Raw genomic sequence first — 16,764 nt, 5'->3', positions numbered from 1 at the left:
AAACATGTTTTCAAAAAAAATTTCACTGGGCATAGTGTTCTTCATATCGGTGTATATGCTTAAAGCCCAATCCTATGAAGGCCTACTTACTGATAATTACAGTGGGGTACATGGTATTATTTCAAACCCTGCCAACATAGCGGACTCCAGGCTAAAATTGGATATCAACCTAATAAGTGCAAGTGCCTTTTTTGGCAACGATTATCTCGGTGTCGATTTAGGTAATGCCTTCAATGACTTCAACAAAACCTTTGATGAAGCCAAAACAACCCCAAAGGAAAATAATTTCCTGGTTGCCAATGTTGATATCTTAGGACCATCGGCCATGTTCACCTTGTCCGAAAAACACTCAGTAGGCGTTTACACAAGGGGTAGGCTCTTCCTCAATGTAGATGATATCAATGGAACCACCATAGATAAAGAAGGTGGTTTCGATGAGAATGAGGACTTCTTTATCGATGAAGGGAATATATCCGGAGCATTAAACCTGTGGACGGAAATTGGGGCCACCTATGCGAGGGTACTGGCGGATGGGGGTGAACATTTCCTTAAAGGAGGGCTTACCCTTAAGTATCTTACCGGAATACACCATATCTATATTGATGGTTCAGAGGTAAGCATTGACCATAATGCTGCAGCAAATGAGGTCACTACCAATGGAACATTGACATACGGAACCGACACTCAAGGCGATAAAAATTATGGTCGATCCACCGGTTTTGGAACAGACCTTGGGTTTGTTTATGAATGGAGGCCTGATCACGAAGACCAGCAGTTGGTAAATATGGACGGTGAACCCATTTCCAACCGAGGTGTGAACAAGTATAAGTTAAAGTTTGGTGCATCCATCTCAGATATTGGAAGTATAAACAACCATAGAAGCACGGAAGACACCTATGACCTTAACAAGACACAGAGTACGGATAATTTTGATGGTCTGGAGCTGGATGATGCGTTGGACAACAACTTTGATGCCATCAGTTCCCTAGAAAAATCATCAAAATCGGTACTGCCCACCGCATTGCATGCCAATGTGGATTGGAACATAAATTCAACATTCTACCTAAACCTGAACTCCGATATTTCATTAAAGGGAAAAAACAACATCAACACCCAACATATCCATAATCAAGTTTCACTTACACCAAGGTTGGAAACTGCATGGTTGAGTATTTATTCTCCTTTCAGCGTAATGAATGGAGCCGGCTTTCGTTGGGGAGCTGGACTCAGGGCAGGACCATTTTTTTTAGGGTCTGGTTCAATCCTGACATCGCTATTTGGACAGAGCAAATCATTGGATGCCTATGCGGGTGTCAAAGTTCCTATATATCAGAGCAAATTGCGGGATAAGGACAAGGATGGCCTAAAAGACGATGTGGACCATTGCCCAGAAACACCTGGCCCCATAGAAAACAATGGATGCCCTTGGAAAGACACCGATGGTGACGGCATTCTTGATAAGGATGACAACTGCCCCAGCGAAGCAGGGCCAGAAGAAAACAATGGATGCCCTTGGAAAGATACCGATGGAGATGGTGTTCTAGACAAGGACGATGATTGCCCCAATGAACCAGGAAACAAAGAGCACAACGGATGCCCGGATACCGATGGTGATGGTATCATCGACAAAGATGATCGTTGTCCAAAAAATCCAGGAAGCATGGAACATAAAGGATGCCCAGATACCGATGGGGACACCTTGGTGGACATTGACGACGAATGTCCTAACGTAGCTGGCCCAATAAGCAATAATGGTTGTCCCGAGGTAACAAAAGAAGTCCAAAAGCAATTGAACGAATATGCAAAAACAATTCTGTTCGACACAGGCAAGGCCTCCATCAAATCAGAATCGATTTCTATGATCGTAGATATTATCCAAATCCTGAACGAATACCCAAATGCCAAATTCACCGTGGAAGGGCACACAGATAGCGTGGGAAGCAACGAGAGCAACCAAAGACTCTCAGAAGCAAGGGCAAATTCCGTTAGGGATCTCTTGATCAACGAAGGAATTTCTGGAAGCAGACTCACCGCAATAGGATATGGAGAAGAAAAACCAATAGCCTCCAATACCACAAAACTCGGAAGAAAACAGAACAGAAGGGTAGAAATTAACCTGATAAAATAACCATCCTACCCATATTTGATGATTGTTTTTTTAGTACCCAAGGTTTGGGGTAACTTATAAATTCTCCAATAATCAAGGGTTGTAAAGCCACCAAGAAATTCTTGGTGGCTTTTTTTATCCAAAATACAGATGTCAGAAAACACCTGTAAACACAACACTCTGGAACTCAAATTCATTTCTCGTACGTTGATCCATTCATGCCATTCATCAATTCTAACATTGCATAGGTTAATTAGGTGTCCCCAAGTACCTGAATAGTAGCTTATTTTATACTTCCCAAAGCATTTCTTGTCTCTTCCTCAACAAGAAAAAACAAAAGACCTACTTACTATGATAAAATCTTTACTTCATTTATCTTTTACTCAAACCCCTGAAAAAAAAACCTCGTGGTTTAGCATATATCATAGGCCATTGCAAAGTATCCTCCTAACAATAGGAACGATATTCATGCTATTATTGAGCGGTCAAATATTTGGTCAACAAGTGGACACCTGGTTTACAGCAGACAGGGCTGTCAACTCACCCCCTCTACCTACACCTGGGCAATTTCAACTGTTCACACCATTGGCTCCCGTAGATGGAACTCCTGTGAAACTTTGGTACGATTTTGTGGATTATAATGCGCAAGATGCAGTCCCCCACCCTGCCCCAGTAGACTATCCATTGGCATATCCAACAGGATTGGCAAATTCATTTGGCACACCTGCCTATTTGAACCCTGCCGGCACCATTCCCGGTATACCCACACTTCGCAGAAACAGTTTCAACTTTAATCCATCAGTGGAATTTGATGGCAGTGGAAATGGACAGGCCCTGCATTTTAGGTCCAATTCCAGAAAGGAAATCACGGTTTTTATTGTCTTTAAAGGCAAGGGGATGGGAAACTCCGCACAAACACAGCGTCTTCTTTTCGGAGGGGATATCGACACTTACCATAGTTCGACCACCAACCTTTCCATAGGAATTTCCAATGGAAACAGATTTTCCATAGGTCGTACATGGAACACCTGGAATTACTTTCAAAGCGGTGGCATAGATTTACAAGAAGCACCGACTATAGGCACATTGGTCAGGAAAGTGGATATTGATCCTTTTTTGAAGGATGAAGTATTTACAACTTGGGTCAATGGACTTCCAGATTTAAATGTAATAAGAAACGCTGTTGGAGCGGAAAGAGACCTTTACCTGTACAATAGACTCGGAAAACATTTTAACAGTTCCAATCAAAACCGAAATCTAACCGGACACATTGCTGAAGTTTTATTGGCAGATGGTCCGCTCAACTCCAACAGTATTCAAAGGATAGAAAGTTATTTGGCCATAAAATATGGGGTTACACTAAATAATTCTGGAGGACAATTGGGCAGTGTTGTGGGTAATCTGGGCTATGATTATCTCGCCGCAGACGGAACAGTCATTTGGGATCCCACAGTAGATCCAAACTATCGATACGATATCGCAGGTTTAGGTAGGGACCGTTTTGAAGACTTTGAATCAGGTTTACCAGGTAATGTTGGTGACCTCAAATTGCGATATAACCTACACCAACGTATTTCCAAAAGTGAAAATACGGAAGCCATGGTTACCATGTCTTCCAATACCAATTTTGGAACTGATAATCTAGATCAATCCAGAACTGAAATCGATAATACAACCTGGGGATCACCTTCATTATTCTCATATCTACACAATTATTTGCTATGGGCAAACGATCATAATGGACTCAACCAGGTTGCCACCGAACTCCCACCCCAGTTTGTTTCCAGAATAGAAAGAGAATGGAAAATTCAAAAAACCGTTTCTCCAGGAGGAGTAGACCCTATTTTAGGGGTCAGTGTTCGAGTAGATCTGTCAGGATCTGACATTCTTGACAATGGGAACTGTGGAGAATTATCTTTGATCATTGATACGGATGGTGATGGGGATTTTCTTACCGGACCAATAACAACGATTCCTGCAACAAGTATTGATGCGTTCAAAAATGCATATTTTGATGGAGTGGATTTTGAACACCTAGATGTTTTTACAGTCGCATTTACTGATAACATCTCCCCTACCGCATCCAATCCAGACCCGATTACCGTTTGTGATACAGTACCTGCACCAGACCCAAATGTTGTAACGGATGAGGCTGACAATTGTGCTGTGGCCGCTGTCACATATATAGGGGATGTTTCGGATGGACTTTCAAATCCCGAAACTATTGCACGTACATATAGAGTCACGGATATCTACGGTAACTATACAGATCTCCTACAGACAATTTACGTTTTTACAACTCCAAAAATTGATTCACTGGCAGATGTTGAAGCTTGCGATTCATATATATTACCTCCAATTACAGGAACAGATTTATCCGGAAATGAAGCCTATTATGATGCTTCGGGAGGCCCTTCAGGAGGTGGTACGTTATTCTTTCCTGGTGATTTGATCAACACTAGTATGACCCTTTATATATATGATGAAACTGGTGTCGCACCCGCTGTCTGTTTTGACGAGAGAAGTTTCAAGATCAATATAACAACTAAACCATTTATAGACGTTGACTATTTCTCCGACCCCACCAAATGTGGCAGTGACGATGGATCGATAACATTCATATTCTCCGATGTTCCCGATGGCATTTACGATATTATGTATGATGGGGGAACTTTCAACGCCGTTACTGTCAGTGGTGGGAGTGCAGTTGTCAATGGCCTTCCCCCTGGCAACTACCAAAACTTTCGTATAACTGTCAATGGTTGTATCTCTGCGGTCGATGGCCCGGATGTAACCCTTACGGCACCTGAACCGCCCAACATCGACCCCTTGGCAAATGTGACAGCCTGCGACCAGTACTTGCTGCCAATGATCACTGGAACAAACCTAACAGGCAATGAAGCCTACTACGACCTGCCCGGAGGATTTGGTGGTGGTGGCAACCAATATTTAGCCGGAGTCTCGTTCAACATTGCTGGTACAACGACACTTTATATCTACGACGAGAACGGTACATGTACTGACGAAGAATCCTTCGTGGTCACTATCAATATCACCCCACTTGCAGATGCGCCGGCCGATGTCGAGAGCTGTGATGCCTACACCCTGCCTGCACTGGCCAACGGTGACTATTTTACCGGAAGTGGTGGAACTGGAACCCCTCTATTCGCAGGGGACGTGATCACCACAACGACAACCATCTATGTCTTCAGCTCCGCAGGGGCATGTCCCAAGGTGGAGAACTCCTTCCAGGTAACCATCAACGATACCCCACTGGCAGATGCGCCGGCCGATGTCGAGAGCTGTGATGCCTACATCCTGCCTGCCTTGGCCAACGGTGACTATTTTACTGGAAGCGGTGGAACTGGAACCCCTCTGTTCGAAGGGGACGCCATCAGCGCCACCACCACTATCTATGTCTTCAGTCCAGGTATGGGGTCCTGCCCCGATGTGGAGAACTCCTTCCAGGTGACCATAACACCAGCGCCCATAGTGGACGCAGGGTCAGACGAGGAAATATGCCAGGGGGAAGTGCTCGACCTATCCACATCCATCACAAATCCAAGTGCCTCCAACACCAGTTCATTGCTGTGGTCCTCCACAGGCGACGGCTCGTTCGATGATAACACAGCCCTGATGTCCATCTATACACCTGGAGCAAATGACATCATCAACGGTTCGGTAACCCTTACCCTTACCGGCAACGGGAACGGGAGCTGTCCGCCCACATTCGACTCCATGACCTTCACCATAACACCGATGCCCATCGCCGATGCCCCCGCCGATGTCGAGAGCTGTGACGCCTACATCCTACCCGCACTTGCCAACGGTAACTATTTCACTGGAAGTGGTGGAACCGGAACCCCTCTGTTTGCAGGGGACACCATCACTTCAACGACCACTATCTATGTCTTCAGTCCGGGTACGGGATCATGCCCCGATGTGGAGAACTCCTTCCTGGTCACCATCAACAACACCCCACTGGCCGACGCGCCCGCCGATGTCGAGAGCTGTGACTCCTACATCCTGCCAGCCTTGGCCAACGGTGATTATTTCGACGCGCCCAACGGAGCAGGAAACGCCCTATTTGCAGGGGATATCATAAACTCAACACAAATTATTTATGTCTTCAGTCCAGGAACCGGGTCATGTCCAGACGTGGAGAACTCCTTCCAAGTGACCATCAACGACACCCCACTGGCGGATGCACCAGCAGACGTTGAGAACTGTGACACCTACATCCTGCCTGCCTTGGCCAACGGAAACTATTTTACTGGAAGCGGTGGAACCGGAACGCCTCTGTTTGCAGGGGACACCATCACTTCAACGACCACTATCTATGTCTTCAGTCCGGGTACGGGATCATGCCCCGATGTGGAGAACTCCTTCCTGGTCACCATCAACAACACCCCACTGGCCGACGCGCCCGCCGATGTCGAGAGCTGTGACTCCTACATCCTGCCAGCACTGGCCAACGGCAACTATTTCGACGCGCCCAACGGAGGGGGCAACGCCCTATTCGCAGGGGACCCCGTGAGCGCAACCACCACCATCTACGTCTTCAGCCCCGGTACGGGATCCTGCCCCGACGTGGAGAACTCCTTCCAAGTGACCATCAACGACACCCCACTGGCCGACGCGCCCGCCGATGTCGAGAGCTGTGACGCCTACATCCTGCCTGCCTTGGCCAACGGAAACTATTTTACTGGAAGCGGTGGAACCGGAACGCCTCTGTTTGCAGGGGACGCCATCACCACAACCACCACCATCTATGTCTTCAGTCCCGGAACCGGGTCTTGCCCCGATGTGGAGAACTCCTTTGTGGTCACCATTAACAACACCCCATTGGCAGACGTACCGACCGATGTCGAGAGCTGTGATACCTACATCCTGCCTGCCTTGGCCAACGGTGACTATTTTACTGGAAGCGGTGGAACCGGAACGCCTATGTTCGCAGGGGACGCCATCACCACGAGCGCGACCATATATATCTTCAGTCCTGGGCAAGGAAGTTGTCCAGATGTGGAGAACTCCTTCCTGGTCACCATCAACAACACCCCACTGGCGGATGCACCAGCGGATGTCGAGAGCTGTGACACCTACATCCTGCCCACACTGTTCAACGGTGACTATTTCGATGCGCCCAACGGAGGGGGCAACGCCCTATTCGCAGGGGACAATATCACTACAACCACCACCCTCTATGTCTTCAGTCCGGGAACCGGGTCATGCCCAGACGTGGAGAACTCCTTCCAGGTCACCATCAACAACACCCCACTGGCAGACGCACCGACCGATGTCGAGAGCTGTGACGCCTATATCCTCCCCGCACTGGCCAACGGTGACTATTTTACTGGAAGTAATGGAACTGGCACACCTCTGTTCTCAGGGGACGCCATCACCACAACTACAACCATCTATGTCCTCAGCCCAGGTACGGGGTCATGCCCCGATGTGGAGAACTCCTTCCAAGTGACCATCAACGACACCCCTGTGGCAGACGCCCCCGCCGATTTCGAGAGCTGCGACGCCTATATCCTACCGCCACTGGCCAATGGTAACTACTTTGATGCGCCCAATGGAGGGGGCAACGCCCTCTTCGCAGGGGACAATATCACTACAACGACCACCATCTACGTCTTCAGTCCCGGAACGGGATCTTGCCCCGATGTGGAGAACTCCTTCCAAGTGACCATCAACGACACCCCACTGGGCGATGCGCCCACCGATGTAGAAAGCTGTGACGCCTATATCCTGCCGCCACTGGCCAATGGTAACTACTTTGATGCGCCCAATGGAGGGGGCAACGCCCTCTTCGCAGGGGATAACATCACTACAACGACCACCATCTACGTCTTCAGTCCCGGAACGGGATCCTGCCCCGATGTGGAGAACTCCTTCCAGGTCACCATCAACAACACCCCACTGGCCGATGCACCAGCGGACGTCGAGAGCTGTGACACCTACATCCTGCCAGCCTTGGCCAACGGTGATTATTTCGATGCGCCCAACGGAGGGGGCAACGCCCTATTCGCAGGGGACGCCATCACCACAACGACCACCCTCTATGTCTTCAGTCCAGGAACCGGGTCATGCCCAGACGTGGAGAACTCCTTTGTGGTCACCATTAACGACACCCCACTGGCGGATGCGCAAACCGATGTCGAGAGCTGTGACGCCTACACCCTGCCCGCAATTACCAACGGTGACTATTTTACCGGAAGTGGTGGAGCTGGAACTCCTCTGTTCGCAGGGAATATCATAAACTCAACACAGATTATTTACGTCTTCAGTCCGGGAACCGGGTCATGCCCAGACATGGAGAACTCCTTCCAGGTGACCATCAACAACACCCCACTGGCCGACGCGCCCGCCGATGTCGAGAGCTGTGACTCCTACATCCTGCCAGCACTGGCCAACGGCAACTACTTCGATGCTCCCAACGGTGCAGGCAATGCACTTTTCGCAGGGGACGCTATCACCACAACCACCACTATCTATGTCTTTAGCCCTGGAACAGGGTCGTGCCCCGACGTGGAGAACTCCTTCCAAGTGACCATCAACGACACCCCACTGGCAGACGCACCGGCAGATGTCGAGAGCTGTGATTCCTATATCCTACCGACACTGGCCGATGGAGACTATTTCGATGCGCCCAACGGAGGGGGCAACGCCCTATTCGCAGGGGACGCCATCACCACAACGACCACCCTCTATGTCTTCAGTCCAGGAACCGGGTCATGCCCAGACGTGGAGAACTCCTTCCAAGTGACCATCAACGACACCCCACTGGCTGATGCGCCCACCGATGTCGAGAGCTGTGACACCTACACCTTGCCCGCCTTGGCCAACGGCAACTACTTCGATGCTCCCAACGGTGCAGGCAATGCACTTTTCGCAGGGGACGCTATCACCACAACCACCACTATCTATGTCTTTAGCCCTGGAACAGGGTCGTGCCCCGACGTGGAGAACTCCTTCCAAGTGACCATCAACGACACCCCACTGGCAGACGCACCGGCAGATGTCGAGAGCTGTGATTCCTATATTCTACCGGCACTGGTCAACGGTGATTATTTCGATGCGCCCAACGGAGGGGGCAACGCACTCTTCGCAGGGGACGTGGTCACTACAACGACCACCCTCTACGTCTTCAGCCCCGGAACAGGGTCGTGCCCCGATGTGGAGAACTCCTTTCAGGTCACCATAACACCAGCGCCCATAGTGGATGCAGGATCAGACGAGGAAATATGCCAGGGGGAAGTGCTCGACCTATCAACATCCGTCACAAAACCAAGTACCTCCAACACCAGTTCATTGCTGTGGTCCTCCGCAGGCGACGGCTCATTCGATGATGCCACCGCCCTGATGCCCGTCTACACTCCTGGTCTGGGCGACATCACCAACGGTTCGGTAACCCTTACCCTTACCGGCAACGGGAACGGAAGCTGTCCGGCCACATTCGACTCCATGACATTGACCATAACGCCTATACCGATTGCCGACGCGCCCACCGATGTCGAGAGCTGTGATTCCTATATCCTGCCCGCACTGGCCAACGGCTACTATTTCGATGCGCCCAACGGAGGGGGCAACGCACTCTTCGCAGGGGACAACATCACCACAACGACCACCATCTATGTCTTCAGCCCGGGGACGGGGTCATGTCCCGATGTGGAGAACTCCTTCGTGGTCACCATAAACGACACCCCACTGGCCGATGCGCCTGCCGATGTCGAGAGCTGTGACTCCTACACCCTGCCCACACTGGCGAACGGCAACTATTTCACTGGAAGTGGTGGAACCGGAACGCCTTTGTTCGCAGGGGACAATATCACCACAACGACCACCATCTACGTCTTCAGCCCCGGAACGGGATCCTGCCCCGATGTGGAGAACTCCTTCCAAGTAACGATCAACAATACCCCAGTGGCAGACGCACCGGCCGATGTCGAGAGCTGTGATACCTACATCCTGCCCGCACTGGCCAACGGTGACTATTTTACTGGAAGTGGTGGAACTGGAACGCCTTTGTTCGCAGGGGACAATATCACCACAACGACCACCCTCTACATCTTCAGCCCTGGGCAAGGAAGTTGTCCAGATGTAGAGAACTCCTTCGTGGTGACCATCAACAACACCCCAGTGGCAGACGCGCCCGCCGATGTCGAGAGCTGTGACTCCTATATCCTACCGGCACTAGTCAACGGCAACTATTTTACCGGAAGTGGTGGAACCGGAACTCCTCTGTTCGCAGGGGACGCCATCACCGCGAGCGCGACGATATATGTCTTCAGTCCGGGAACCGGGTCATGCCCAGACCTGGAGAACTCCTTCCAGGTGACCATCAACAACACCCCACTGGCCGACGCGCCCGCCGATGTCGAGAGCTGTGACTCCTACATCCTGCCAGCACTGGCCAACGGCAACTATTTCGACGCGCCCAACGGAGGGGGCAACGCCCTATTCGCAGGGGACCCCGTGAGCGCAACCACCACCATCTACGTCTTCAGCCCCGGTACGGGATCCTGCCCCGACGTGGAGAACTCCTTCCTGGTCACCATCACTGGATTTAGCGTTACCACTATTGTTCAGAATGAAACGTGTTGGGAGAGTAATAATGGTTCCGTTTCTGTAGAGATTGGAGATGCTGTTTTCCCGGTTATCGTTCAGCTCAACGATATGGAACCTATACTTTTCAATACGGATTCCTTCTCAATAGACAATCTGTCTCCTGGAGAATATGAAATGAACATAATTGATGATACTGGATGTGAAACCAATACGAGTTTTGGAATCCAATCTGGGGGGGCGAAACTTGGTGGCTCTGTTGATATAATGTATTTCTGCGACAACAATCTTCCATCAAACAGCCTTGTAGTGACTTTATCTGACCCCTCAGTAAGTAATGATGTGCTCTATGCCCTGGATTCAACTGACCTGAATGATTTCATCCTAAGTCCTGATTTTGGAAATATCAGTGCTGGCAATCACAGTTTGTTCATAATGGACAACAATGGCTGTGTGGGAGAGATTCCATTTGAAGTTGAAAGCTTTGTGCAATTAGGGTTGACATTGACCAGCGAATATGCGAATCAAATCACTGCAAATGTTACTGGTGGTGCCGCTCCATACACCTATTATTTCGATGATAATGGTGCAACATCCAACAATACATATACCATAGACCGAAGTGGAACTTTCACAGTAAGGGTTGTGGACAGTAATGGCTGTGAGGCAATACAAAGTATTGCGATGAACATGGTGGACATAGATATCCCGGATTTTTTCACTCCCAACTATGATGGTCAAAATGATACTTGGGGACCCAGGAATACCGAATTATTCCCTGATATCGAAACGTCCATTTTTGATAGGTACGGAAGAAAAATCCACATTTTGGGTCCAACAGATGCTTGGGATGGGGAATATGACTCCAAACCAATGCCTTCTGGAGATTATTGGTATATAGTGAAACCCAATGATGGCTCTGGACGTGAATTCGTTGGACACTTTACACTTTATAGATAAAATCTAAACGATAAATGAAGAGAAGTATAGTTTTCTTAATGTGTATGAACTTATTCTTTGCAAAAGGACAAGAATTAACCATACCCCAATTGTCGCAATATTTATCCGACAACCCTTTTTTAATGTCTCCATCCTTTGCAGGCATAGGTAATTACGTAAAGGTGAGGATGAACGGGGTCACCCAATGGGTGGGTATCCAAGATGCACCTGATACCCAATCCCTTTCGGCAGATGTACGATTGGGGAATCGATCGGGGATTGGAATGGTCATCTATAATGATTCGAATGGTGAAACCAAACAGCGGGGCGGAAAAGTTTCCTTTGCTCATCACCTCACCATTGACAAATATAATGACCATTATTTCTCATTTGCCCTGTCTTTTAACCTCAATCAATTTAGAATCGACACTGAAAACTTTGATCCAAATAATGATCAAGCCATTGTAAATGACAGGTCCTCTAGCAACCCTAACTTTGATGTGGGGGTTTTATACCGAAGAGAACGGTTTTATCTCAGTGTCAATGCTTCCAATATTCTAAACAAAGAATTTAAAAAGTTCAATCCTGTATTTGAACCCAATACTTTACGCAATTATTATGTTTATTCCGGCTATAAGTTTAGAAAAAGCAGAAGAGCGGATTTTGAAATAGAGCCATCTGTTTTTTTTCAATACTTTGAAAGTGATGGAAGGTCAATTACAGATATAAACACAAAATTTAAATGGTTTGACTTTCTAGACTATTACTACGCTGGCTTCACTTATAGATTTCTTAACGATCAACTGGGTTCGCCACTTTATATCGCCCCGATCGTAGGAATTAAAAAAGGAGACTTTTACTTTGGGTATTCTTACCAAGTAATTATGAACGAAATACTGGGTTATTCTACCGGGACCCATGTAGTAACCCTTGGAATAGACCTCTTCCAAGGAATTTCTAACTGTACATGTACTTATTAATTGAGAGATTATGAAATCACTATCTAAATTGTTACAAAAATTTTACTTGCTCCTTGCTATCCTTTTCATTTGTTGTATATCATGTGGAAAGGACGAGGGTGCTTTTCTTCCATCAATGCAATTTCCAGAGGTTACGCTAAGGAATTCGACTCTGGACACTATTGTCTATGCTATGGTGGACCACGAAAAAATCCCGATTTACATGTCCATACCATCTGGATGCGATACCAACAATTTTCCCGCTGTGGTGGTAATGCACGGATCCGATGGAATGTGGCTGGACCATGATCCTGAAACTGGTGAAATGTCCGGTCAAAACAAAGAATGGCGTAAGTTGTTCGATGCTAATTGTATTATAGGAGCTTATGTGGACAGTTATTCCGGAAGGGGAGTGTCCAGACGAACAGGAAAATGGAAGACAGCTCCCGACAACTTTAAAATAAGTTCTCAGTTTATTCGACCTAAGGATGCCTATGCGGCTCTGGAGGTACTTAAAAAGCTAAAAAATGAAGATGGCGAAACTCTTGTGCGCAAAAAAGATATAGCCCTGTTGGGTTTTTCTGATGGGGCAAGTGCCGTGGCTTCAGCATTATACGATACGGACCTTACACCTAAAGATTGGGAATGGACCCAAAATTTTGACGGCAAGGAATATGATTCCTCCTCAGGTGTACTTCCGCCGGACCAGAAACCTGATTTTGGATTTGCGGGTGGTGTGTTCTATTACGGAGGATCGGGCGGATATGACTATTGGGGTGCAAGTCCGTGTGGGAACAACGCGTGGGAGGGGAATATTTATATGCCCTATGCGCCAATATTATTTCAAATTCCCTCAGAAGGTTATTTAACGGAAAACACGCTGTGTCTTGTTGATTTGTTAAAAGAAAAGGGAGCTGCCGTTGAACTTAACGTCTATAAAGGTGTTGGACATGGGTTCGATTTTGATGACAATCCTCAAAGTCCAATCGCTAGATTGAATACTTTGAACTGGTTAAATAAAATTCTACATATATAAAAATGAAGTTTTTTGTAAAAAAATCTTCTCTTTAAATAATTAAGTATCCTTTCCAACCTCCTGTTTTTATGTGCTCCCGTTACGTAAAACAGTACATTTTCTGAAAAGCCCGTTCCATTCCAAAAAAAGGCTTATAGGAAATCGATCTGGGAGCAAAATCTTCAACCTCTATAAAACAAATTGAACCAATAGCTCAATGCTGAGCTAAAACCAGAATGCCTAAAACTTAAATGATAATGAAAGAAAAGTTTCTAGAAAAATGGATTTTAGACCTAGTAAAGTCTGAATATGAATTTGGAAAAATCCCAAAGCAAGCATCTTATAAACAAAGGGAGAGAATGGATGACTTCATAGAAGTTACAATAGAATGGATGGACCAAGAAAACAATAATTTTAAAATAGTATATAATGCAAGGTCCTATGACAAAAAAAAGGTGAACAATAGTTTGGAAATTGCCAAAGATTCCATATTTGAGCTAGAGAATTACTATACTCTTGAGATTCATACTTACATAAACCACATAAAGCGGAATTATATCACTAGAAAAATTGCCAACTATGATGTAATGGGAATTGTAGGCCAATTGGAAAAATCCCACGACACTTAAACCCTAGGGACAATTGTTCTTTATTGTAATGATCAGTTCTTGGTAAACCCGCGATAAGCTCTTGTAGCTTGTTTATTTTTTAGTTGATAAAATAAATGCATTTCGTCCAAAAAAACCATGCGTTTAATCGACTGATTCCCATCCGTCAATTGAGAAGGCCCATCGGTCCATTTATAGGCTGAACTTAGCATTTTTCTTTGTTATTTGAGATGTGATTTAAAGTTCCCAATTATTTAATCAAAAGAAAGTTATGCATTTGTTAACCATCATATGGGCATTGATTTGTGCTGCGGTAATAATTGGATACCCAATATATCTTATAAATAGATCGAATCCTTTAACGAAGAGCAACAAAAAATGTCATCAACCGGTTGAACCCGATACCGTGGAACTGTTATCTTTTGATATTAGGGAACAATTGCCAGGGTGGTCCCTCACTTTGGATGTTCCCCAAATTACCGAAGAAATACTTCAGAGAAACCCAATATTGTTCTATTTGGAATCAGATGGTTCTTATATCAAACTTCCAATACGCAATGCGCGAATGGGATACACGGCGAACGTATACAAAAATGTGGGAAAAGTCTATGTAACCTTTAAATCAATAAAAGATGGTGTATCCCATTTTTATGTTCCAAACTGGCACTTAAAAAAACTTAAGGTTTTAATTATTAAATCCAGAGACCAAAAAATTTATGGAGACTGGGGCATTAATCCATCCAAATCAACAATACACAAAAGTTTAACAAATGCCGGTATTAACATCAATGACTACGAGGAGGTCCTAAGATATTTGAGCAACATAGCCTCAATAGACTTCAAGGGCCATTTCATTGCCAAAATGCCCAAGAAAAAAAGGAAGACAACCCTTAAAGCTTATGTAAAAGAGCAAGAATTGCATTACACTGCTTGACCTATTATTTACTAACCGAAATTTTTAGTGTTCTCTTGTAAATGTAAAATGGGAATCCTAATAACAGGAATTCCCATTTTACAATTGTTAAAACCTAAATAAACCCAAAAAGGCCATCTATAAAGTGAAAACCAACTTACATCAAGTGACCTACAAGTTTTAAAGGAAAGCATGGTAGATTTAACCATTGAGTATTTTGAATACCGGGCTGCATGACAAACAGATTTTGTTACTGTCTTCAGTTCTGGCGATGAAGACAGTGCAGCCCAAAATTTATAACTATATCTGACAACTCACCATTAGTAATTTCTTGAGCTGAAAGCAAGTATGGGGTTATGCTGCGCAACAGTTGATATAAGAAAAGAAAGTGGTGAGTTACTTTTTTATTTTAAAATGACCTAGTAAGCCAAATTTAATACGATGTAAACATACCTTGTTGTCCAAAAGTACCGTGCAACTGAATGTGGTTAAAGCATCATCCGAAGAAATTAAACCAAAACCCAACCAAACAATATCCTTTTCAACTCTGCTATACTAAATGCTCTTATCGACTAACAAAGTAATTCTTAAAATTGATACGGTGCCCGCCCTAGCTTACCTGCCAAAATTTGGTAAATTGGGCAGGAATATCCCCGAGAGTTCCCACATGGTCACTGCTATACTTGCTGAAGAAAAAACTCCTTTAACGTCTTATCTTGAGTTAGGGTGTTTAAGATTTGATACCTCGTTTGAACATACCTTGGAAATTGACAAAAATCTTGAAGTTGAAAATATAGAGGTTCCTTTAATGCTCATGAAATCATTGACAAGTTCGATGCTAACGGAAAATCAATTGGCCCGAGAGTAATAATAAAAATATACAACCCTAAAATAACCCTATGGTTTTAAAAGCAGTAATTATCGAAGATGAAAAACATGGCAGGGAAATCCTAAAGTCCATGTTGGAAGAATTTTGCAAAGACGTTCAAGTAATCGCACTGGCCGGTTCTGTAGAAGAAGCCGTAAAAGTTTTGTCCATTTATAGCCCAGATATTGTCTTTTTGGATATTGAATTACAATCTGGGGTAGGATTTGATGTCCTCAACCAAATAAAGGAGCCCAGTTTTGAAGTTATATTCACTACAGCATTTGAGAAATATGCCATAAAGGCCATAAAGTTCAGTTCACTGGATTACCTGCTTAAACCAATTGATCTTGATGAACTGCAACAAGCTGTAGAAAAAGCAAGGACCAGAATGGATACCAATGTTTATAGGGAACAATTGGACACTCTGATGGAAAGTATTTCGCGAGGAAATATTCGGCCGGAAAAAATTTGCTTGGCCACAACAGCTGGTATGGAATTTATTGCCATTGATGATATAATCGCTTGCAAAGCTAATGGCTCATATACAAGTTTTGTTCTAGAGGACAATAACAATCTTTTAGTCAGCAAACACTTAAAGGAATACGAAAACCTACTTTCGGAACACCAATTCATGAGGGTTCACAACAGCTATCTCATTAACTTAAAAAAGGTAAAAAAATACATTAAGTCGGACGGAGGCTACCTTATTATGAGCAACGACCTGCAAGTAAATATTTCTTCCAGAAAGAAAGACGATTTAATTGAAGCAATGAAACGGTTGTAA

Annotated in this window: 8 protein-coding genes; all 8 read left to right on the top strand. The window is 45.6% G+C overall.

Annotated features, from left to right (window positions below; translation table 11 throughout):
- The first annotated feature begins 4 nt into the window (after positions 1–4).
- The 8 genes from J0X13_RS11880 to J0X13_RS11845 all read left to right on the top strand — a co-directional run bounded on the left by J0X13_RS11880 (position 5) and on the right by J0X13_RS11845 (position 16,764).
- A complete protein-coding gene (locus tag J0X13_RS11880) occupies positions 5–2,128 on the top strand; it encodes a DUF5723 family protein (protein ID WP_207071644.1) in 2,124 nt (707 codons plus the stop codon).
- Positions 2,129–2,575: 447 nt separating this feature from the next.
- The gene (locus tag J0X13_RS11875) at positions 2,576–11,638 is read left to right on the top strand and encodes a T9SS type B sorting domain-containing protein (protein WP_207071643.1); all 9,063 of its coding nucleotides are present in this window, start codon (positions 2,576–2,578) and stop codon (positions 11,636–11,638) included.
- 14 nt (positions 11,639–11,652) lie between these two features.
- A complete protein-coding gene (locus tag J0X13_RS11870; protein WP_207071642.1) occupies positions 11,653–12,597 on the top strand; it encodes a PorP/SprF family type IX secretion system membrane protein in 945 nt (314 codons plus the stop codon).
- A gap of 115 nt (positions 12,598–12,712) precedes the next feature.
- Positions 12,713–13,612, top strand: coding sequence for an alpha/beta hydrolase (locus J0X13_RS11865; RefSeq protein WP_207071641.1), 900 nt, complete (start codon positions 12,713–12,715; stop codon positions 13,610–13,612).
- Positions 13,613–13,950: 338 nt separating this feature from the next.
- Complete coding sequence (locus tag J0X13_RS11860) at positions 13,951–14,220, top strand: hypothetical protein (protein ID WP_207071640.1); 270 nt, start codon at positions 13,951–13,953, stop codon at positions 14,218–14,220.
- Positions 14,221–14,605: 385 nt separating this feature from the next.
- Entirely contained in the window at positions 14,606–15,133 is a 528-nt protein-coding gene (locus J0X13_RS11855) for a hypothetical protein (protein ID WP_207071639.1), read from the top strand.
- Positions 15,134–15,671: 538 nt separating this feature from the next.
- Positions 15,672–15,980, top strand: coding sequence for a hypothetical protein (locus J0X13_RS11850; RefSeq protein ID WP_207071638.1), 309 nt, complete (start codon positions 15,672–15,674; stop codon positions 15,978–15,980).
- A 31-nt stretch (positions 15,981–16,011) separates the two neighbouring features.
- On the top strand, positions 16,012–16,764 hold the full coding sequence (locus J0X13_RS11845) for a LytR/AlgR family response regulator transcription factor (RefSeq protein WP_207071637.1): 753 nt from the start codon (positions 16,012–16,014) through the stop codon (positions 16,762–16,764).

Source organism: [Muricauda] lutisoli (nom. illeg.) (assembly GCF_017313105.1).
GTDB classification, from domain to species: Bacteria; Bacteroidota; Bacteroidia; order Flavobacteriales; family Flavobacteriaceae; genus Flagellimonas; species Flagellimonas lutisoli.
This window is presented reverse-complemented; position numbering and strand designations above follow the sequence as displayed.